The sequence below is a fragment of the uncultured Desulfovibrio sp. genome (assembly GCF_944324935.1).
In the GTDB taxonomy this organism is placed as follows: Bacteria; Desulfobacterota; Desulfovibrionia; order Desulfovibrionales; family Desulfovibrionaceae; genus Desulfovibrio.
Genome location: NZ_CALUYG010000005.1, coordinates 64,427 through 83,886, shown reverse-complemented (window position 1 = coordinate 83,886; position 19,460 = coordinate 64,427). Strand labels below are relative to the sequence as shown.

At 63.9% G+C, this 19,460-nt stretch carries 17 protein-coding genes and 2 tRNA genes; 15 read left to right on the top strand and 4 right to left on the bottom strand.

Annotated features, from left to right (window positions below; all coding sequences use genetic code 11):
- Nucleotides 1-131: 131 nt before the first annotated feature.
- From Q0J54_RS02365 to rpsB, 3 genes are all read right to left on the bottom strand, one after another.
- Nucleotides 132-1,688 (bottom strand): transporter associated domain-containing protein, encoded by a 1,557-nt coding sequence (locus tag Q0J54_RS02365; protein WP_296303715.1) that lies wholly within the window; start codon nucleotides 1,686-1,688, stop codon nucleotides 132-134.
- A gap of 153 nt (nucleotides 1,689-1,841) precedes the next feature.
- On the bottom strand, nucleotides 1,842-2,699 hold the full coding sequence (gene tsf / locus Q0J54_RS02360; RefSeq protein ID WP_296303713.1) for a translation elongation factor Ts: 858 nt from the start codon (nucleotides 2,697-2,699) through the stop codon (nucleotides 1,842-1,844).
- Nucleotides 2,700-2,846: 147 nt separating this feature from the next.
- Entirely contained in the window at nucleotides 2,847-3,590 is a 744-nt protein-coding gene (rpsB, locus tag Q0J54_RS02355; protein WP_296303712.1) for a 30S ribosomal protein S2, read from the bottom strand.
- Between the two features lie 963 nt (nucleotides 3,591-4,553).
- On the opposite strand from rpsB, the gene Q0J54_RS02350 reads away from it, so the two are divergent.
- Genes Q0J54_RS02350 through Q0J54_RS02335 form a run of 4 tightly spaced genes read left to right on the top strand, consistent with a single transcriptional unit; the run spans nucleotide 4,554 to nucleotide 10,501 of the window.
- Nucleotides 4,554-7,469 (top strand): insulinase family protein, encoded by a 2,916-nt coding sequence (locus Q0J54_RS02350; RefSeq protein ID WP_296303711.1) that lies wholly within the window; start codon nucleotides 4,554-4,556, stop codon nucleotides 7,467-7,469.
- Nucleotides 7,469-8,428, top strand: a complete 960-nt coding sequence (locus Q0J54_RS02345; RefSeq protein ID WP_296303708.1) for a glycosyl transferase family 1 — start codon at nucleotides 7,469-7,471, stop codon at nucleotides 8,426-8,428. Before Q0J54_RS02350 ends, Q0J54_RS02345 begins: the two co-directional genes overlap by 1 nt.
- The gene (gene cbiR / locus Q0J54_RS02340; RefSeq protein WP_296303706.1) at nucleotides 8,425-9,207 is read left to right on the top strand and encodes a cobamide remodeling phosphodiesterase CbiR; all 783 of its coding nucleotides are present in this window, start codon (nucleotides 8,425-8,427) and stop codon (nucleotides 9,205-9,207) included. Before Q0J54_RS02345 ends, cbiR begins: the two co-directional genes overlap by 4 nt.
- Nucleotides 9,208-9,244: 37 nt before the next feature.
- Entirely contained in the window at nucleotides 9,245-10,501 is a 1,257-nt protein-coding gene (locus Q0J54_RS02335) for a phosphoesterase (RefSeq protein WP_296303705.1), read from the top strand.
- A gap of 146 nt (nucleotides 10,502-10,647) precedes the next feature.
- Here Q0J54_RS02335 and Q0J54_RS02330 read toward each other — a convergent pair whose 3' ends face one another.
- On the bottom strand, nucleotides 10,648-11,871 hold the full coding sequence (locus Q0J54_RS02330; protein ID WP_296303704.1) for a polysaccharide deacetylase family protein: 1,224 nt from the start codon (nucleotides 11,869-11,871) through the stop codon (nucleotides 10,648-10,650).
- 218 nt (nucleotides 11,872-12,089) lie between these two features.
- Between Q0J54_RS02330 and Q0J54_RS02325 the strand changes: the two genes are divergently transcribed.
- From Q0J54_RS02325 to Q0J54_RS02280, 11 genes are all read left to right on the top strand, one after another.
- A tRNA-Val gene (locus Q0J54_RS02325) sits at nucleotides 12,090-12,165 on the top strand.
- A gap of 5 nt (nucleotides 12,166-12,170) precedes the next feature.
- Nucleotides 12,171-12,247 (top strand) — tRNA-Asp (locus tag Q0J54_RS02320).
- Nucleotides 12,248-12,724: 477 nt separating this feature from the next.
- On the top strand, nucleotides 12,725-13,702 hold the full coding sequence (locus Q0J54_RS02315; RefSeq protein ID WP_296303703.1) for a helix-turn-helix domain-containing protein: 978 nt from the start codon (nucleotides 12,725-12,727) through the stop codon (nucleotides 13,700-13,702).
- A gap of 25 nt (nucleotides 13,703-13,727) precedes the next feature.
- The gene (locus tag Q0J54_RS02310) at nucleotides 13,728-14,051 is read left to right on the top strand and encodes a TraK family protein (protein ID WP_296303702.1); all 324 of its coding nucleotides are present in this window, start codon (nucleotides 13,728-13,730) and stop codon (nucleotides 14,049-14,051) included.
- A 12-nt stretch (nucleotides 14,052-14,063) separates the two neighbouring features.
- Complete coding sequence (locus Q0J54_RS02305) at nucleotides 14,064-14,792, top strand: conjugal transfer protein TraL (protein ID WP_296303701.1); 729 nt, start codon at nucleotides 14,064-14,066, stop codon at nucleotides 14,790-14,792.
- An 8-nt stretch (nucleotides 14,793-14,800) separates the two neighbouring features.
- Nucleotides 14,801-15,232, top strand: coding sequence for a hypothetical protein (locus tag Q0J54_RS02300; protein WP_296303699.1), 432 nt, complete (start codon nucleotides 14,801-14,803; stop codon nucleotides 15,230-15,232).
- Between the two features lie 2 nt (nucleotides 15,233-15,234).
- A complete protein-coding gene (trbB, locus tag Q0J54_RS02295; RefSeq protein WP_296303697.1) occupies nucleotides 15,235-16,212 on the top strand; it encodes a P-type conjugative transfer ATPase TrbB in 978 nt (325 codons plus the stop codon).
- The gene (locus Q0J54_RS12190; RefSeq protein ID WP_367172216.1) at nucleotides 16,205-16,408 is read left to right on the top strand and encodes a Com family DNA-binding transcriptional regulator; all 204 of its coding nucleotides are present in this window, start codon (nucleotides 16,205-16,207) and stop codon (nucleotides 16,406-16,408) included. Before trbB ends, Q0J54_RS12190 begins: the two co-directional genes overlap by 8 nt.
- On the top strand, nucleotides 16,401-16,718 hold the full coding sequence (locus Q0J54_RS02290) for a TrbC/VirB2 family protein (RefSeq protein WP_296303696.1): 318 nt from the start codon (nucleotides 16,401-16,403) through the stop codon (nucleotides 16,716-16,718). The genes Q0J54_RS12190 and Q0J54_RS02290 overlap by 8 nt, the downstream gene beginning before the upstream one ends.
- 8 nt (nucleotides 16,719-16,726) lie before the next feature.
- Complete coding sequence (trbD, locus tag Q0J54_RS02285; RefSeq protein ID WP_296303695.1) at nucleotides 16,727-17,029, top strand: conjugal transfer protein TrbD; 303 nt, start codon at nucleotides 16,727-16,729, stop codon at nucleotides 17,027-17,029.
- Entirely contained in the window at nucleotides 17,029-19,452 is a 2,424-nt protein-coding gene (locus tag Q0J54_RS02280; protein ID WP_296303694.1) for a conjugal transfer protein TrbE, read from the top strand. Before trbD ends, Q0J54_RS02280 begins: the two co-directional genes overlap by 1 nt.
- Nucleotides 19,453-19,460: the final 8 nt, after the last annotated feature.

Sequence of the window (19,460 nt, the reverse complement as noted above, 5' to 3'; positions counted from 1 at the left end):
TCCGGTGACAGGACAACTGTGGAAAAAATGAGGGAAGACGGGGTCTTCTGTGTGTCAACTTTCGTTTGACAATCTGCTGAAAAAAATCCCCCTTTTCCCCCGCAAAAAATACCGCAACGCGACAGCGACGCTTAGGCTCCGCGGCGGACGGCGCGGACTTCGTCGATGCGCTGGCCGTCCATGCGGCGGATCTCCATAGTCCAGTCGTCGATGCGGCAGGTTTCGCCTTCGGCGGGGATGTGTCCCATTTTTTCGAGGAGGAGGCCGGCGAGGGTGGCGCTGCTGCTGCGGGCGGGGATATGGATGTTGAGCCAGGCGGTCACGGCGTCCACGGAGAGGCGTCCGGGCATGAGCCAGCTGCCGTCGGGCTGGCGGCAGGCTTCGGGGCCGGCGGGCATGTCGCCCATCTGGCCGGCCAGCACGCCGAGCAGGTCATTGGGGGTGATGACGCCGACGACGCTGCCGTATTCGTCGCGGACGAAGGCCAGGGGCACGGGATCGTTGCGGAATATCTCCAGCAGGTCGGACAGGCCGGCGTGCTCGAAAATATCGGGCGCTTGGCGCAGCAGCGGGGTCAGGGACCATTGGGCATCCGGGCGGCCGGCGCTGACGGCCAGGTCGCCCGCGTGGACGACGCCGAGCACCTCATCGTGGTCGGTATCCAGCACGGGCAGCCAGGCCAGCGGCGCGGCGGCGGCAAAGGCGCAGGCGGCCTCACGGTCGGCGTCGCTGGCCAGCCAGCGCACCCGCTGACGGGGCGTCATAATGAAGCGGGCGGTGCGTCCGCTCAGGCGGATGACGCGGGCCACCATATCCCGTTCTTCGGGGGCGAAGAGGGCGTCGCTGTCCGGCTCGGTGGCGAGGGCGGCGGCGTCCAGCCGGGCCTCCTCCTCGCCGTAGCGGCTGCCGCCCAGCAGGCCCAGCACGGCGCGGGCCGTGGATTCGCGCATATCACGCATGCTGATACGCTTGCGCCGGTTGCGCAACGCGATCTGGTTGCAGCATTCCACCAGCACGGAGAAGCAGATGGCCGCGTAGAGATAGCCCTTGGGCAGATGGAAGCCCAGGCCGTCCATGACGAGGCTCAGGCCGATCATAAGCAGGAAGCCCAGACAGAGGATGATGACCGTGGGATGCTTTTCCACAAAGTTGGTGAGGGGCGCGGCGGCGAGCACCATGACGCCCATAGCCGCGATAACGGCGAGCATCATTACCGGCACATGGCTGACCATGCCCACGGAGGTGATGATGGAGTCCAGCGAGAAGACCGCGTCGAGCACGAGGATCTGAGCGATGACCTGCCAGAAGTTGGCGTGGCCGTCCTGCGCGCCGTAGTCCAGCATATGGCCTTCGAGGCGTTCGTGCAGTTCCATGGTCCCTTTGAAGAGCAGGAAGACGCCCCCGGACATAAGGATGATGTCCCGCCAGGAGAAGGGCTTGCCCGCCAGGCTGAACAGGGGCTCGGTCAGGCCCACGATCCAGGCCACGGCGGAGAGCAGCACGAGCCGCATGGCCAGCGCAAGGCCGAGACCGGTCAGGAAGGCATGGCGCCGCTGATGGTCGGGCAGGCGCTGGGTGAGGATGGAAATGAACACAAGGTTGTCGATGCCCAGCACCACCTCAAGCAGTACGAGCGTCCCCAGACCGGCCCAGGCCGAGGGATCGGCGATCCACGTCATATCCCACATGATGATTGCTGACTCCCGCGCGCAGCGCGCTTTCCGATGTTACACGGCATTACGCTATGTCGTGAACTGTTACAAAAAAAAGGGGGGGCGCAAGCCCCCCTTCGTTCAGCAGCAAAAAAGCGTTTTGTCCGACATATATCCGTCATGCCCGCCTTACTCAGCCGCAAGCTGGATGCGGGTGAAGCCCGCCACCTTGATGTCGTCGCCCACGGCCTTGGCCACTTCACGCACCACATCGGCCACGCTCTTCTTGTCGTCGCGGATGTAGGGCTGTTCCAGCAGGCAGACTTCCTTCTGGAACTTCTTCACCGCGCCGTCAGCGATCTTGTCCACGATCTGGGCGGGCTTGCCTTCCTCGATGGCCTTCTGGCGGTAGACTTCGCGTTCGCGGGCCACGGCTTCCTGATCGAGGCTGTCGGCATCCAGGGCCAGGGGGTTGGTGGCGGCCACCTGCATGGCCACGTTCTTGGCCAGTTCCTTCACTTCTTCCTTTTCGGCGGTCTCGGCCTTGCCGCAGTGCAGATCGACGAGCACGCCGATCTTGCGATTGGCATGGATGTACTGGCCGATGACGTCGCCTTCGCCGGACTTGCTGTGACGGGCGAACTTGCCGAGCTGCATGTTTTCGCCCACGGAGGCGATGAGCTGGGTCACTTCTTCGCCAATGATGTTCTGCAGGGCGTCGGCATCGGCGGGATCAGCTTCCAGCACGTTCTGGGCGACCTTGCCGGCAAGGGCTTCGAACTGCTCGCCGCGGGCCACGAAGTCGGTCTCGCAGAGCAGGGAGGCCATGGCCACATGCTTGCCGTCGGCGCTGACGGCCACGGTCACGAGGCCTTCGCTGGTGGCGCGGCCGGACTTTTTGGCGGCCTTGGCCATGCCCTTCTGGCGCAGCCAGTCCACGGCCTTTTCGAGGTCGCCTTCCACTTCCACCAGGGCTTTCTTGCAATCCATCATGCCCGCGCCGGTCTTTTCGCGCAGTTCTTTCACCAAGCTAGCGGTAATAGCCATTTTTCTTCTCCATTATCCGGCATGGCCGGTTACGGCAAAAATACGGAAGGCGGAAAGCGCGCCGTGCGTCCTTTCCGCCGGGGACGGCAGGCGCGTGGCAGGAGGCGTTCCCGTCACGCGCCGACCGGGGAGCGTCCGCTCCGGCAATTATTCGGCAGCGGCTTCGGCGGCCTTCTGCATGGCCTCTTCGGCGTTGACGTCGCCCTTGGCCATGGCGGCGCCTTCCTGGCAGGCTTCGGAGAAAGCCGTCACGAAGAGCTTGATGGCGCGGATGGCGTCGTCATTGCCGGGGATGATGTAGTCGATGACGTCGGGATCGCAGTTGGTGTCGGTGACGGCCACGATCGGGATGCCGAGCTTGCGGCATTCCTTGACGGCGATGTCTTCACGGTTGGGATCGATAATGAAGGCCAGCTGCGGCAGGCGATCCATGTTCTTGATGCCGCCGAGGGTCTGTTCCAGCTTCTGCATCTCGCGCTCCAGCAGGAGGATTTCCTTCTTCTGGTAGCGGTTGATGCTGCCGTCGGCGAACATGCCTTCCAGCTTCTTCAGGCGATCGACGCTCTTCTGGATGGTGACGAAGTTGGTGAGGGTACCGCCCATCCAGCGGTTGGTGACGTAGTACTGGCCGGCCTTGGTGGCCTCGGTGGCCACGGCTTCCTGAGCCTGACGCTTGGTGCCGATGAAGAGCACCTTGCCGCCCTTGGCCACGGTGTCCACCACCTTGTCGTAGGCCACGCGGAAGAGCTTCACGGTCTGCTGCAGGTCGATGATATGGATGCCGTTACGGGCGCCGAAGATGTAGGGGCGCATCTTGGGGTTCCAGCGGCGGGTCTGATGCCCGAAGTGCACGCCGGTCTCCAGCATCTGCTTCATGCTGACATAAGCCATTGTTCGATCCTCCAAAGGGTTGTTGTCTTCCACCCCGGCCCTGACCCTGCAACCGGCCGCCGGACGATGCGCCACGACGGCAGGCACCCCGGGCCGCTGCCAGAGTGTGCTTGATGAACGGGGCTGTATAGCCCGGATGCGAAAAAATGGCAAGGGGGGCCGCGGGCCGTCCCCCGGCTTTCGTGCGGGGCGCTGCCGATTCGGGGGAGGATATGGGCCGGCCCCGTCAGGCCGGCCCTGCGAAAAACGGCAAAAGGCTCCCTTTGCAAGGGAGCCTTGGCCTGCGACCGGGAAGCGGGACGCCTCACAGCGCAAGACGGCAACGCCCCGCATGACCGTCGGGAGACGGCGCCGGAATGCGGTGGGGACTGCGTTACCTGGGGGCGACCTGTCGGGGGGCCGCTGCCGTCGCGGGGGCCGTTGCCGGGCCCGGAATCGTCGCGCGGCCCGTAGCCGCCCGCTCCGTTGTTCCGGGGCCGGAAGTTGCCGCCGCCCTGTCCCTGCCCGCGGCCGCGTCCGTCACGCGGAGACCGGCGCTGTCCGTTGCCGGTACAGTCCCTGCCGGAGCGGGGGCCGTCGCCGTCGGGGCCGATACCGTCGCCGTAGCGGGCCTCCGCCGTCCGCGGGAAAGCGTTCATCAGTGCCAGTCCGACACAGGAAAGGCCAAGGGCGGCAAAAAATCGTCCGCGCGTCATGGGGGTTCTCCCCTGCCCGCGATGAAGATGTCGCCCCTGCTCTTGCATCGGGCGTGCCAGTGCGAAAAACGACGAATGGCGCGGGGCTTCCCGCCTCAAGCTGTATAAAAAATGGACAGCAGAGGCGGTCCCGCCCTGTCCGCTGTCCAGAAAATAGGCAGCCGGCGGACGTTGCAAAGCGCGGCACAATCCGTATACTGCTTCCACTCGACATCGCGCGGCGCTCCCCTTCCAACAGGGACGCCGCGGCCAGCCCACAGGACGACACATGAAGACATACGGCTTTGAGATCCTCACCGAACGCGCCCTGCAGGAAGTCCACGGTACCGCCCGCCTCTGGCGGCATGCCGTGACCGGAGCGCAGCTGCTTTCCATCAGCAACGACGATGAAAACAAATGTTTCGGCGTGAGCTTTCGCACGCCGCCGGCGGACTCCACGGGCGTCGCCCATATCCTGGAGCATTCCGTGCTCTGCGGCTCGGACAAGTATCCGGTCAAGGAGCCGTTCGTGGAGCTGCTCAAGGGCTCGCTCCAGACCTTCCTCAATGCCTTCACCTTCCCGGACAAGACCTGCTACCCCGTGGCCAGCGCCAATCTGCAGGATTTCTACAATCTCATGGACGTCTACATGGACGCCGTCTTCCATCCGCGCATCAGCGAGGACATCTTCCGGCAGGAGGGCTGGCACATCGAGGCCGAGTCTCCCGACGAGCCGTGGTCGTACAAGGGCGTGGTCTATAATGAGATGAAGGGGGCCTATTCCTCACCGGATTCCGTGCTGGCGGAGCAGAGCCAGCAGGCCGTCTTCCCGGATACGCTCTACAGTCTGGACTCCGGCGGCAATCCCGAAGTGATCCCGGATCTGACGTACGAGGCATTCCGGGATTTCCACAGCCGCTATTATCATCCTTCCAATGCGCGTTTCTTCTTCTGGGGGGACGACCCGGAGGAAGAGCGCCTGCGTCGCGTGGCCGACGTGCTGAGCGGCTACGCCGCCCGGCCCGTGGATTCCGCCGTGCCCCTGCAACCACGCCGCGAGACGCCCCGGCATATCGAAGTGCCCTATGCCGCGGCGGATGGCGAAAAGCGCGCCCTGTTCACGGTCAACTGGCTGCTCGGGGAGCGCGGCGACGTCCATCAGGCCCTGCTCATGGAGATGCTCGAGCATATCCTGGAAGGGCTCCCCGGTTCGCCCCTGCGACGGACGCTCATCGCCTCCGGGCTGGGTGAGGACACCACGGGCTGCGGTCTGGAAACGGATCTGCGGCAGATGTATTATTCCACGGGCCTCAAGGGCGTGGACCCGCGCAAGGTCCCGGAAGCCGAACTGCTCATTTTCGAGACGCTGGCCTGCCTCGTGGAAGAGGGCATCCCCGTCGCCGCCGTGGAGGCCGCCGTCAACAGCGTTGAATTCGCCTACCGCGAGAACAATTCCGGCCGCTTCCCGCGCGGGCTTGCGGCCATGATCCAGGCGCTCTCCACCTGGCTGTATGACGGCGACCCGCTGGCCGCCCTGGCCTGGGAAGCGCCGCTGGCCGCCATCAAGGCACGGCTTGCCGCCGGCGAAAAGCTTTTCGAGGAGGCCATCCGCACCCACTTCCTCGACAACATGCACCGGGCCACCGTGGTGCTGCTGCCGGATCACGGGCTGGAGAAGGCCCGGCTGGATGCCGAAGCCGCCCGGCTGCGGACGGCGCAGGAGGCTTGCGACGCGCAGGCCCGGCAGCGGCTGGTCAGCGAGACCGCCCGGCTCCAGGCGGCGCAGGAAGCGCCCGACAGCCCCGAGGCCCTGGCCACCATCCCCAATCTGCATGTGGCCGACATGCCGCCGCGCAATACGCCCCTGCCCTGCGCCGGGCAAAGCCTGTCCTCCGGCAATACCCTGCTCTGCCATGAACTGCCCGCGCAGGGTATCGCCTATGTGGGGCTGCTCCTGCCGCTGGATACGGTGCCGCATGAGCTCCAGCCGCTGCTGCCGCTCTTTGCCCGCTGCCTGACCGAGGCCGGCACGGCCCGTCGGGATTTCACGGAGCTGGGCGCGTACATGGCCGCCAAGACCGGCGGCGTGGGCGCGGACATGGTGCTGGCCACCCACCGGGAAAACCGGGGGGCGGTGCGTTATCTCGGCGTCATGGGCAAGGCCGTACAGGACAAGATCCCCGATCTGTTCGCCATTTTCCGGGAGATCCTGCTGGAACCCCTGCGGGAGAGCGATGTGCTGCTGGAGCGCATGGGCCAGATGCTGCTGGAGGACAAGGCCCGGCTGGAGCATGGCCTTGTGGCGGCGGGCCATGCGGCCGTGGGGCTGCGGCTGCGGGCCCATTTCACCGAACTGGGCCGGCTGGCCGAGCGCACGTCCGGCCTGAGCTATCTGCAGGAGGTGCGTCGCCTGCTTGAACGGCTGGAACAGGACCCCCAGGGGGTGCTGGCCGATCTGGAGAGCCTGCGACAGCATGTGGTGGCCCGGCCCGGCGCGCTGCTGGACGTGACCGGCGAGAGCCCCGCCCTGCACCGTGTGGAGGAAGAAGGCGCCCGCCTGCTGCGCAGCCTGCCGGACGTGCGGGCGGGCGAGCCCGCTGCCGTGCGGCCGCTGGACCTGCCGGATGCCGAAGCCTTCTTTGCCCCGGCGCAAGTCAACTATGTGGGCAAGGCGGCCAACCTCATCGATCTGGGGTATCCGTACCGCGGGTCCATGAGCGTGGTGCTGCGTTCCCTGCGCATGGGCTATCTCTGGGAGCGGGTGCGGGTGCGCGGCGGCGCGTACGGAGCCATGTGCACGCTGGATCGTCTGGGCGGCAACCTCGTGCTTGCCTCCTACCGGGACCCCAATGTGGACGAAACGCTGCGCGCCTATGACGAGCTGTCCGCCTTCCTGCGGGCCAATCCCCCGGACGCCGCCCAGCTGGAGCGGGCCATCGTGGGAGCGGTCGGCGATCTGGACGCTTATCTCCTGCCGGATGCGCGGGGGGCGCAGGCCCTGAGCCGCTACCTGACCGGCGATACGGATGAGCTGCGCCAGCGGATGCGCGAAGAGATCCTCGCCACCACGGCCAGAGACTTCCTCGATATGGCGGACGTGCTGGAGGAAGTGGCCAAGGCCGGCGTGATCTGCGTGCTGGGCGGCGCGGCGACCCGTGCCGCCGCCGAGGCCCACGGCTGGGCCGGACAGGAGATCATGGCCTGATGTCGCTGCAGGAAAAACGCCATCTCACGCTGGTGCTGGGCATGCATCGCAGCGGCACCAGCGTGCTGGCCCGGGCGCTGCCGGTGCTGGGCATACAGCTGGGGGAGCATCTGCTCCCGGCGCATCCCTGCAATCCCAAGGGCTTTTTTGAGGACGCCGACATCAATGCGGGCAACCGCGCCCTGCTGAAGGAACTGGGCACGAGCTGGGAGAGCCCGGTGAGTTTCCGCGATCTGCAGGGACATCTACGGCGGCTGGCCACCTCGGGATACGGACAGGCCGCCCTGGCGATCATCCGGGAGCGGGGCGAGGCCGCCGACAGGCAGGCGGCGGAATGGGGCGAGGCCCTGCCCGCGCCGCTGGCCTTCAAGGAGCCGCGCATGAGCCGTCTGCTGACGTTCTGGCGGCCCATCTTCCTTGCGGCGGGCTGCTCCCCGCATGTCTGCCTTGCCCTGCGCCATCCGGCGCATGTGGCCGCGTCCCTGACGGCGCGCAACGGCTTTTCGGCGGCGCAGGGCTGGCGGCTCTGGCTCTACCATACGCTGGACGCCCTGGACGGCAGCGTCGGTCTGCCTGTCCTTGTGGCGGACTATGACGCCCTGCTGGCAGCGCCGGAGGCGCAGCTCCGACGCTTGGCCCGCCATCTGGGCCGTCCCGTGCGGGAAGAGGCCCTGCGCGTTTTCAGCGAGTCCTTTCTGGACAAGGGGCTGCGACATCACGCCGCCGCGCCGGGCGGAAAGGCGGATGAGAGCGCGGCCGCCGCGGGAGAGCTGCCGGGCGAGGCGGAGATCCTCCTGGCCGAGGACATGTACACCGCCCTGCGCGCCGCGGCGAGCGATCAGTATGACGTGACGGCCCCGGCCTTTGCCCGCCGCCTGCTGCGCTGGCGTAACGCGCTGGAGGCCCTGCCCCCGGCTCCCTGCATGACGGCGACCATTGATGTGGGAGGGGGAAAATGAGCACTGTGCCGGACGCTCCCTCTTCCCCGCCCTCTTCCCCCGCGCCGGTAGCCGCGCCCTCCTTCGTTCTGCCGGGGACCATCGCCGAAAACGCCCGTTTCCTGGCCGGCCGGGTGGAAGAGGTGGCGCTCTGCTTTTTCGAGAATGCCGCCTGCCTGGCCTATACGGAACGGGATCTGCCGCCTGATCTGCGCGATCTGCCCTTGCGCTGGCATGTGCACCTCCCCTTTGATCTGCCGTGGCCGGAAGACGCCACGACGGCGGCGGCCTGCCGGCCCGCGCTGGACTGCGTGCAACGCCTGCTGGACAAGATCGCCCCTCTCTCGCCGCGCTGTGCCGTACTGCATGCCCCCAATGCTCCGACGGACATCCGTCAGGAGCAGCTACGGCATGCTTCCCGGTTCTGGCATGAATACCATGATCTGCCGCTCCTGCTGGAAAACACCTATAATTGCGATGTGCTGGAGCTGGGCGATGGTTTTCTGGACGAAGCCGGCCTGGGGTTCTGTCTGGACGTCGGACACCTTCTGGGCTATGCTCAGCATGCCTTGCGGGCAAGCATCCTGCCCTCCCGGGCGGCACTGCTGCACTGGAGCGCGCCGTGCGGGCGGGATGCGCATGCCGCGCTGACCCGCTTCACGGACGAGGAATATGCCCTGCTGCGGGAGCTGATGCCGCGCCTGTCCGCCGAGGCTGTCCACTTGCTGGAGATTTTCCGCTGGCGGGCGCTGGAAGAATCCCTGTCCGTGCTGGCCCGGCTGCGCGCCTGCCCGGCGTAGCCCTCCCGTCACGAGCAAAGCAGAGCAGGAGCGTCGCATGAGCGCCACATCGCCTCTTGTCGCAGCCATGCGTCAATGGCGGCACACCCTGAGCAAGGAAGAACGCTGGTGCATCCTCATCGTGGCCGATCCTGATGCGCTGGCGGCGGCAATGGCCCTCAAGCGCATCATGCAGCACAGGGTCAAGGCCGTGGACATCATGCGCGTCAACGAGGTCACCCGGCCCGACAATCTGGCCATGATCCGTTACCTCCACATCCCGGTCAAGGCCTGGCAGCCCGAAAAGGCCGCCTCCTACGACCGCTTTGCCGTGGTGGACTCCCAGCCGCATCATCACGTCTGCCTCAAGGACATCCCCTTCAGCCTGGTCATCGATCATCATCCCCTGCCGCCGGAACCCTACAAAGGGGCGCAGTTCTACGACGTACGGCCTGATGTGGGCGCGACCTCAAGCATGATGACCCGCTACCTGCAGGGCCTGCGCATCACGCCGGCTCCCCTGCTGGCCACGGCCATGCTCTACGGCATCCGCACCGATACCGCCGCCTTCGAGCGCAGCGGCGGCGAGGACGACTTCCGCGCCTATCAGTGGCTTTCCCGCTATGCGGACACCGCCATCCTGCGCCGCATCCTGCGCAGCGAGTACCTGCGGGAATGGCTGCCGCTCTTCAGCCGCGCCTTCCGCTCCCTGGTGGACTGCCGGGGGGCCGGGGCCCAGGCCTGGCTGGGAGACGTGAGCAGCTCCGATCTGCTGGTGGCCGTGGCGGACTTCTTTACCCGCGTGCATGGCCTGCGCTGGATAGCCGTCAGCGGTATCGTGGCCAGGAGTACGGTGGTGGTGATCTTTCGCGGCGACGGCAGCCGCGACATCGGTCGCATGGCGGATGCCTGTTTTTATGATGTCGGCTCGGCCGGCGGCCATCGGCGGCTGGCGCGGGCCGAATTTCCCCTGGCGGCAGTCCCCGAAGGGACGAAGCCGCAGGATTTCGTCTTGCGCCGCCTGCAAACGCGCAAGCTGCGCGCCATCACCGCGCGCCCGGCAGCGCCTGAGAACGGCACGGAGACCACCGCCCAGGTCGAAAAGCCCGCCGCAGCTCCCACGCCCCCCGCAGCTCCCGCCGCTGCCGAGGCTGCCGGCCGCCCCACGGCCGACCGGACGGCCGAGCCCCGGCCTGCCCGCAAGGCCGCGCCTGCCCGCCGCCTGCGGGAACATCCCCGCCGCAGCACGCCCGCGCCGGACAGCCACGGTGGCCAGACCGACATGGACGAAGAGAGCGGACGCGAAAACGACTAGGGTCCGTCAATATTCTTCGCCGCCTGATTGAGGGGAGGGGGACCGCCCCGCCTCGTGCAGGCGACGCCTGATGCCCGGGAACCAGGTTGTGCCCGGGCGTTTTCTTTTTGGCGAGGCGACTGTGCGGCGGGAGGAAGGCTGCCGCCCTACAGCGTGTCGGACGAGGCCGCCGCGCGTGAACGGCGTGGTTCGGGCGTTTCCGTACGGCCCTTGATGCTGCGGCCGGCGCCGGCCTGGGCGCCCTGCGGCAGGGGATAGGGCTGCACCACCCGGTAGCGCGGCGCGGCATTGTCCCGGCGCGCCGCTGGCGCGGTCGGCCGCGGATGCACGATGCGGTACACAGGGGCTTTTTCCCGCCGCGCGGCGGCGGGCTGGGATGGCCGGCGCGGGCCGGTTTCGACGGAAGCTGCCGCCGCCGGTGCGGGAGCTGCCGGAGCGGCGCGCGTCGCGTCGAGGGCAGCGGCGGCAGCGGGAGCGTCGGCGGGCTGCGACTGACCGGCCGCCGGGGGCGTCCACGGATGACTGCAACGGGCCATGGGAACCGGCGTCGTCCCGGCCGGGATGGCGCTCGAGGTCGCCATCATGGCATCGGGGAAGCTCTCCGGCGGCATTTCCTCCGCCTGTTCCGAATGCGGGGGCGTCCGCTGGGTCATAAGCAGAGGCGGCGTTTCATCCAGCACATCCAGATATTCGCTGACGGTCACGAAACGCTGGCAACCCCCGGCCCGCAATTCGGCAATGATGCGCGGCAGATCGTCCACCGTCCGCTTGAGCGAATCGTGGAAAAGAAAGATGCCGCGCAGCTCGCCGGGACCGTACACATGGCCGAGCGTATTGGGCAGCAGGGCATAGTTGACGGGCAGGCGTTTCCAGTCGTGGCTGTCCTGCGACCAGAGCATGATGGCAAGGCCCATCTCATCGGCCAGAGCCAGCGTATCCTCATTATATGCGCCGTAGGGAGGACGGATGTAACGGGGACGCGCGCCCAGTTCCCGCAGAAGCGTGTCCGTCCTGGTCAGTTCCTCGAGCTGCTGCTCCTTGTTCAGGGCCCGCAGCTTGGGGTGAGACCAGGAATGGTTGCCGACCTCATGCCCTTCGGCCACGATGCGCTGGACAAGCGCGGGGCGCAGGGCGGCATTTTTGCCGAGCAGAAAGAACGTGGCATGGATGCCGTAGCCGGACAGCATGTCCAGCAGGCGGCTCGTGTTGCGGGACGGGCCGTCGTCAAAGGTGATGGCGCAGAGGTTTTCCCGCATCTGCTGCCGGCTGATGCTCGGGCCGTCATAGACGACCGCAGCCCCGCGGGCGATGCCGCCCAGTGGCGGCCATGCCGCCAGACACAGCAGCACTATCAGACTTCTCCAGCGCATACTCCGCAACCCCTCTCTTCTGCCTTTTTGCGGCTTTTGCCGCCTCGACGAGGCTGTATCTACCATCGGCCGGAGAGCGCCGCAAGCAAAGCGGCAGCCAAAGCACGACAATTCTTAAATTATTTCATAATGTTAAAAATTTTATACAAAAAATTCCTTTTTTTGAAAAAACTTCTTGACGGAGGGGGTGGTTTTGCGTAGAACCAATCTTGCGACGAGGGCAGTTAGCTCAGCTGGTAGAGCACCGCCTTCACACGGCGGGGGCCACAGGTTCAAGTCCTGTACTGCCCACCACACCCGGAGCGGTAGTTAAGACGGTTATAACGCCGGCCTGTCACGCCGGAGGCCGAGGGTTCGAGTCCCTTCCGCTCCGCCAGAACGCACCTCCCCCAAGGGAGTACGATACCTTTACCCTGGAATGCTTCGGCATTTCGGGGTAAAGGTGTTTCCGCATTCTTTTTCGTTTTCCTCCACTCATCCTGTGCTTTTTTCGCGCATCTCCTCAGCCCCATTGGCGTTGCAGTCCGCAGCAACGTCAATGGGGCTTTTTCTTTTTTCCATCAGCTACTTCGATAAGGCGAAACGCGGCCGACACCTTTGTGACCGGGCGCGTCGTCGTGGGATCGGTATCCACGGCCTGACGAGCCAGCCGCTTGCACCGCTCAAAGGAGACGCATTGAGCAAAACGTAGGACACAAGAAAAAAGGCTTTCGTGTAGCACCACGAAAGCCTGATCTGCGGGAGTGATCCACCACAGATTTGATGGATCGACTCTAGCCGGAAGGCTTAGCGGCGTCAAGCTCCGCAGCTCTCTTTTACGCTTTTTTTTGTGGCCTGTCTGGAGTGATCACTCATGGAAAAGGAAACTTTCCGCCCCCGTGGCAATATTTCAGGCCCCATTCTCCCGCGCTACGCGCTGACGCTGAAAATCTCGCTTGGAGCAAAGATGCTGTACACATTGCTGTGTGATTACGCCGGTGACAAGGATCACTGCTGGCCCTCGCAGGCGACGCTTGCCCGTCTGCTCGGTTGCAGCGTGTCCAGCATCAAGACGTATCTGCGCGAACTTGCCGGGCAGCGGCTCATTGCCGTCGAGCTGCGCGAATGCAGATCCTCGACCTACTACCTGCTCAAGCCGTCCTTTCTTTCCGCTCGCGCGGGCCAGTCAAATTCTGACGGGGGGGAGGCAAATTCTGGCTACATAACGAACTGTAGGAAGAAAGAAACAAATTATCCCCCTACCCCCACGCCTCCGACAGCAAAAGAACCTCCTTCGACGCGACAGCCTCGCCGGGGGGTGGGGGATTTTTTCTCTGCCAATTTAGATTTTGAAAAGCTGTGCCAGGCATACCCGCGCAAGGAGGCCAAAGAGCTTGCCCGCGCGGTGTGGCATCGGCTCTGGCGGCATGGTCAGCTTCCTGGGCTGGATGTGCTGATAGCGGCGCTGGACAAGTTCAAGGCATCGGCCATGTGGCTTAAGGAGCATGGCCGTTTTGTGCCGCAACTCGTCAACTGGCTGCGCGGGCAACGCTGGCTGGATGAGCTGCCGTCATCTCCTGCCGCCGTTGCGACGGACAATGACGCCAAGGTGCGGGCCTGGGAGGCCGCACAAGAGCGGCGGCAGGCCGATCCCGATCTTGAGGCGATGCGGCCGCAATTCGAGGCGTTCCTTGCCCGCTTCCGGGATACACGCCTGCGCGGTCCGGCATGGGGTCTGTGGACGCTGCTGCACAAGGCCGGACGCGCCCCCCAGGCGCACGACGTGGCCGATACCGCTTCCTGCTTGTTGCCGCTTGATTTTCTAAAGCAATGGAAACGCGCCCATGCGTAGTTTCCAACGAAGCATGTGAACGCCAATGGAAAAAAAATGTCTGCCGGGTGAGGCGCGAGTGCAGTTCATAGCGTGTCTTGAGCGCATTGAAAGCATGGTGGCCAAGGGACACACCATCAAGTCAATATACAGGACACTGTGCTCCGAAAAGAAGATTTCCATGACGTACAGGACTATGTGCACGTTATGGAAAAAACGGCATCCAAAAGAGAAAAAGCATCCAGCCTCGCCTGCCGGGCAGGCCACCCTTCCCGTTGTGGCGGAACATAACAATGCGCCTGCCGTTGCCGCTGAGGAAAAGAAATCATTCGGACAAGACCCGCCGAAGGAATACACGGACATCATATAAGGGAGTTTTACGATGGCAACAACGCATTTCATCTTGCAGGGAAAGGGCGGCGTCGGCAAATCCATGATCGCCGGCCTGCTGTATCAGTCCCTGCTGAAGGCAGGAAAGGACGTATGCGCCTTTGATACCGACCCGGTCAACGCCACGCTTTCGGGCTATGCGGAGTTCAACGTCACCCGCATCGAGATCATGCGGAACGGCGACATTGACCCGCGCCAGTTCGACCAGCTTTTTGAGGGGCTGATGTCGGCTCCCGCATCCTCGCATGTGCTTGTGGACAATGGCGCGTCCTCCTTTGTGGCCCTCGGCGCGTACCTCCAGCAAAACGAGGTGCTGCCCACGCTGGCCGAGGAAGGGCACACCGTCTTTTTCCATACGGTCGTCACCGGCGGCCAGGCCGTGGTCGATACGGCCAGGGGCCTTTATCTGCTCGCGGACAGCTTTCCGACCACGCCCCTTGTGGTGTGGCTCAATCCCTTCTTCGGAGAGATCGTCCTTGATGGCAAGCAGTTTGAGGAGTTCAAGGTCTATCAGCAATTCAAGTCGCAGTTCCATGCGGTCATCCGCCTGCCTGACGCGCCCAGGGCCACCCTGGGCAGGGACTTGGAAGAACTCTTTGCCAAGCGGCACTCATTCGAGGCGGGCATGGCCTCCAGCACCACCAATATCGCCGTCAAGAGCCGTCTGCGGCGCTACTGGGCCGAAGTGTACAGGCTCATTGAGCAGGCACAGATTTTCTAGGAGCGGCCATGAGCGAAGTGAATGAAGAAAGAGCCGCTGAAAGCGGTGCTCCAGCTCCCCTGCCGGATGGCGTCGGCCTGAGCATAGAGGATGTCCGCGAACTGCTTTTCAGGCGGCACAATGTCGCGGTTCCGGCTGACGACCCGACGCTCATGCAGGTGACCATCGCCAATGCCCTGCTCACGGAACAGGAAAAACTCCATGAGCGGCACAAAGAGGCGCTGACCCGCTTCATGGGGGAGCTGACCGACGCCTATGCCGCCACGGTGCGGGAAGGCGCGGAAAAGGTGACGGATACCCTGTCCGCCCTGACGGCGCAGGGCCTGAATGAGGCGGCGCGGGATATGGTGAAGTTTCGGACGACGCTTTTTCTCTGCACGGCCATAAGCGCGGTGTCCGCCCTGCTGATCGTGGCCGTCTTCGTGCTGAAGGGGGCATAGCCATGCTGGATGACGCCACACGGGAACGGCTGCTCAAGAGCCTGGAACACAACTGCGGCCCGGTCATCATGGATGCCGTGCGCGATCCGGCGGTCATTGAGATCATGCTCAATCCCGACGGGAAGATTTGGACGGAAAAATATGGGGAAGATCAGAAATGCGTCGGCGAACTTTCGCAGGCCCAGAGCCGTCTGATCCTGTCCCTTGTGGCCAGCGCGCTGGATGAGACGGTCAGCGCCCGCAGTCCCGTGGTGGAAGGGCTGTTCCCTCTGGACGGATCGCGTTTTGAGGGGACATATCCGCCCATTGTCGGGCCGTGCGCGTCCTTCTCCATGCGGAAAAAGGCGTCGCGCATCATCACCCTGCCGGAATACCTGGAACAGGGAGTGATCACGCCCGATGTCATCCCGCTGCTGAAAGAGGCCATACTCGCGCGGCAGAACATTGTCGTCGTCGGCGGCACCAGCTCCGGCAAGACCACCTTCGTCAACGGCGTCATCCACTTTCTGGACGAACTGTGCCCGCATGATCGCATCGTGATTCTGGAAGATACCGCCGAACTCCAGTGCCAGTCGCCCAACGCGGTCTTTTTCCTGACCTCGGAACTGGCCGGCATCACCATGCGCGACCTGACAAAGGTCTGCATGCGCTACGCGCCCAAGCGCATCTTTGTGGGCGAAGTCCGGGATGCCGCCGCTCTGGAACTGCTCAAGCTGTGGAATACGGGACACCCCGGCGGCATCGGCACGTTCCATGCCGATTCGGCCACCGACGCCCTGGAGCGGCTGGAAGAGCTGGTGGAAGAAGCCGGCGCAGGCCCCAAGCAAAAACTCATCGGCCGGGCCATTGATCTCATCGTTTTTATGACCAAGACGGCGCGCAATACCCGCGAACTGCGGGAGATTGTCCGCGTCAAGGGCTACAGCAAGAAGGATGACGCCTATGTGACGGAAGTCGTCTATCGGAGGACGGATGGATAAGGCGTCCCTCACCAATGTCCACGGCCTGCAAGCGATACGATGCGGGAAATGCCGCAAGATCATCGCATATGGCTATGTCATTCGCGGGCATATCGAACTGAAGTGCGCTTCCTGCGCAACCATAAACACCTTGAGGGTCTTGAACCCCAACCACGAGCCGCATGACGGCCCCACACAAGAGGCTTCTCATGCGTAACGCCAGATTCCTTGCTTTCGTTCTCCTTGCCTGCGGCCTTCTGTCCCTGCCGGAAGCGGCTTTTGCCTCCGGCGGCATCTCGGAATTTTCCGGGCCTCTGGAAAAGGTGGTGGGCACGGTGACCGGCCCTGCCGGCAAATGGATCTCCATCGTGGCAATGGCGCTCTGCGGCATCATCTTCATCATGAACAAGGATGACATTTCGGGCGGCTTCAAGCTGCTGCTGTCGGTGGTGTTCGGCATTTCGTTCATTGCGTTCGCGTCGAGCATCGTCAACAGCGTCTTCAGCTTTTCCGGGGCGCTCATCTAGGTTCGGCAATGGAAGTCCGCAAGATTGCCGTGCATCAATCTCTCCAGCGGCACAACTTCGTGATGGGGGCGGAGCGTGAGCTTGTGATGACCTCCGCTCTCATCGCGCTGCTTGTGGGCATCGGCGGCCTGACGCTGCTTTCCGGCGCGGCAGCCGCCGTCTTCTGGATCGTCGCGGTCTTCGTGCTGCGCCGCATGGCCAAGGCCGATCCCATCATGAGCAAGGTCTGGATGCGGCACGTCAAACAGAATGACTTTTACAGCGCAAAGGCAAGCCGCTGGCGGCCTTTGGGCGGGTTCAGGGTGAAGTGATGCTTGACCTCAAAGGCTTTCGCTCCAAGGCGACAGGATTGCCCGATCTGCTGACCTATGCCGCGCTCGTTGATCCGGGGATCGTTCTGCAAAAGGACGGCTCCTTTCTGGCGGCCTGGGAGATACGCGGACAGGACACGGCCAGCTCCACGCCGGAAGAACTGGCCTACGTCTCGGAACAGTTCTCCCAGGCGGCAAAGCGCCTCGGCACGGGCTGGATGCTCCATGTGGATGCCTGCCGCGCCACGCAAAAAGCCTATCCCGAACCGGAACGCTCCCACTTCCCGGACAGGGTGTCGCAAATGCTGGACGACACACGTCGGGCCTTTTTCGGGCAGGATGTCTGCTACAGCACGGCCACCTATCTGACGGCCACCTATCTGCCGAACTTTCACGCGGCCAAGATGGCCGGGGTGGCAAAGATCGGCGTGGAAAGCCAGTCCGCATTGGAAAAGGGGCTGGAGACCTTCAAGACGACGCTGCTGGAACTCGAAGACGCGCTGTCCGCCGTGCTGCGTCTGACCCGCCTGACGGAATATGAGCTGTTCGACGATGCCGACGCTCCTTTCATCCATTCGGATCTGCTTGCCTTTCTGGAGTATTGCATCACGGGCCGCCTGCATCCCCTGCGCGTACCGCATACGCCCATGTATCTGGACGCCCTGCTTGGCGAACTGCCCCTTGTGGGCGGCCTGATCCCCTCCTTTCAGGATGGAGCGGAAACGCGGCATCTGGCCGTGTTGAGCATTGACGGCCTGCCGCAGGAATCCTGGCCGGCCATGTTCGCCATGCTGGATTCCGCCCCCTTTGCCTATCGTTTCAGCTCGCGTTTCATCTGCCTTGACCAGTTCGACGCCGAAAAGGAGGTGACAAGCTACGTCAAGGGCTGGAATCAGCAAGTCCTGGGCTTTCTGGATCAGTTTTTCAACAATCCCAACGCCAAGGTCAACCGCGACGCCCTGCTGATGCGCGAAGATGCGGAAGTGGCCAAGACGGAGATCCAGGCCGGCATCGTCGGCGCGGGCTACCTGTCCTCCTGCATCATCCTCATGGATACGGATGTGAACGCCTTGCAGGACAATGCCCGCGAATTGCGGCGACAGATCCAGACAAACGGTTTCGGCGTCCGTATCGAGTCCATCAATGCGCTTGAGGCATGGCTCGGCAGTCTGCCGGGCAACGGCTATGCCAACTTGCGCCGTCCGCTCGTCAATACGCTCAACCTTGCGGACTTTCTGCCGCTGCAAAGCATCTGGGCCGGTCAACCGGCCTGCCCCTGCCCTTTCTATCCGCCCGATTCGCCGCCCCTGGCCGTATTCGTGACGGAAGGGGAAACCATACCTTTCTGGTTCAATCTTCATGTGGGCGATCTGGGGCATACGCTGATCTTCGGCCCGACAGGCGCGGGCAAGTCCACGCTGCTGGCCACGCTGGCCTGGAACTTCCGGCGCTATGCGGGGGCGCGCCTGTATGCCTTTGACAAGGGCATGAGCATGTATCCGCTCTGCGCCGGGGTCGGCGGCGATCACTATGACGTGGGGCAAAGCCTTTCCTTTGCGCCGCTCCAGCGCATCGCGGAGTCGGCGTCGGAAATGGCGTGGTGCGAAGAATGGCTCATCGGCCTGCTGGAACTCCAGAAAATAACGGTGCTGCCGTCGCACAGGAACGCCATACACGAGGCGGCCCTGCTGCTGGCCGAACAGCCGGAGAACATGCGTTCCCTGACCAATTTCGTGCATCTGGTGGCGGATATGTCCATCCGGGAAGCCCTCATGCACTACACCAATGCCGGGGCTATGGGCCGCCTGCTGGATGCCGAAACGGACAACCTCGGTTTTTCTCGCTTCATGGTCTTTGAGATCGAAGACCTCATGAATCTGGGCAATGAGAACCTGATCCCCGTTCTGCTCTACCTCTTCCACCGTATCGAAAAGAGCCTGGACGGCGCGCCCTCGTGGATCATCCTGGATGAAGCGTGGGTCATGCTGGGGCATCCCGTGTTCCGCGCCAAGATCCGCGAATGGTTGAAAGTGCTGCGAAAGGCGAATTGCGCCGTCATCATGGCCACGCAAAGCCTTTCGGACGCCCGAAACAGCGGCATCATGGATGTGCTTGTGGAGTCCTGCCAGACGAAAATCTATCTGGCCAACCCCTTTGCCCGAGACGACGAACAGTACGAGCTTTACAAGTCCTGCGGCCTGAACGACCGGCAAATCTCCATTCTGGCCCGCGCCACGCAGAAGCGGGACTACTACATAACCAATGCCTATGGGCGGCGACTGTTCCAGCTCAAGCTCTCCCGGAAGGAACTGGCCTTCGTCGGCGCATCGGACAAGGAGAGCATCGCCGCCATAAAGGCCCTGCAAGGGGAATACGGCGAGCACTGGGTCGAACATTGGCTTGAACAGCGCAATGCGCTTTAGGAGGCACA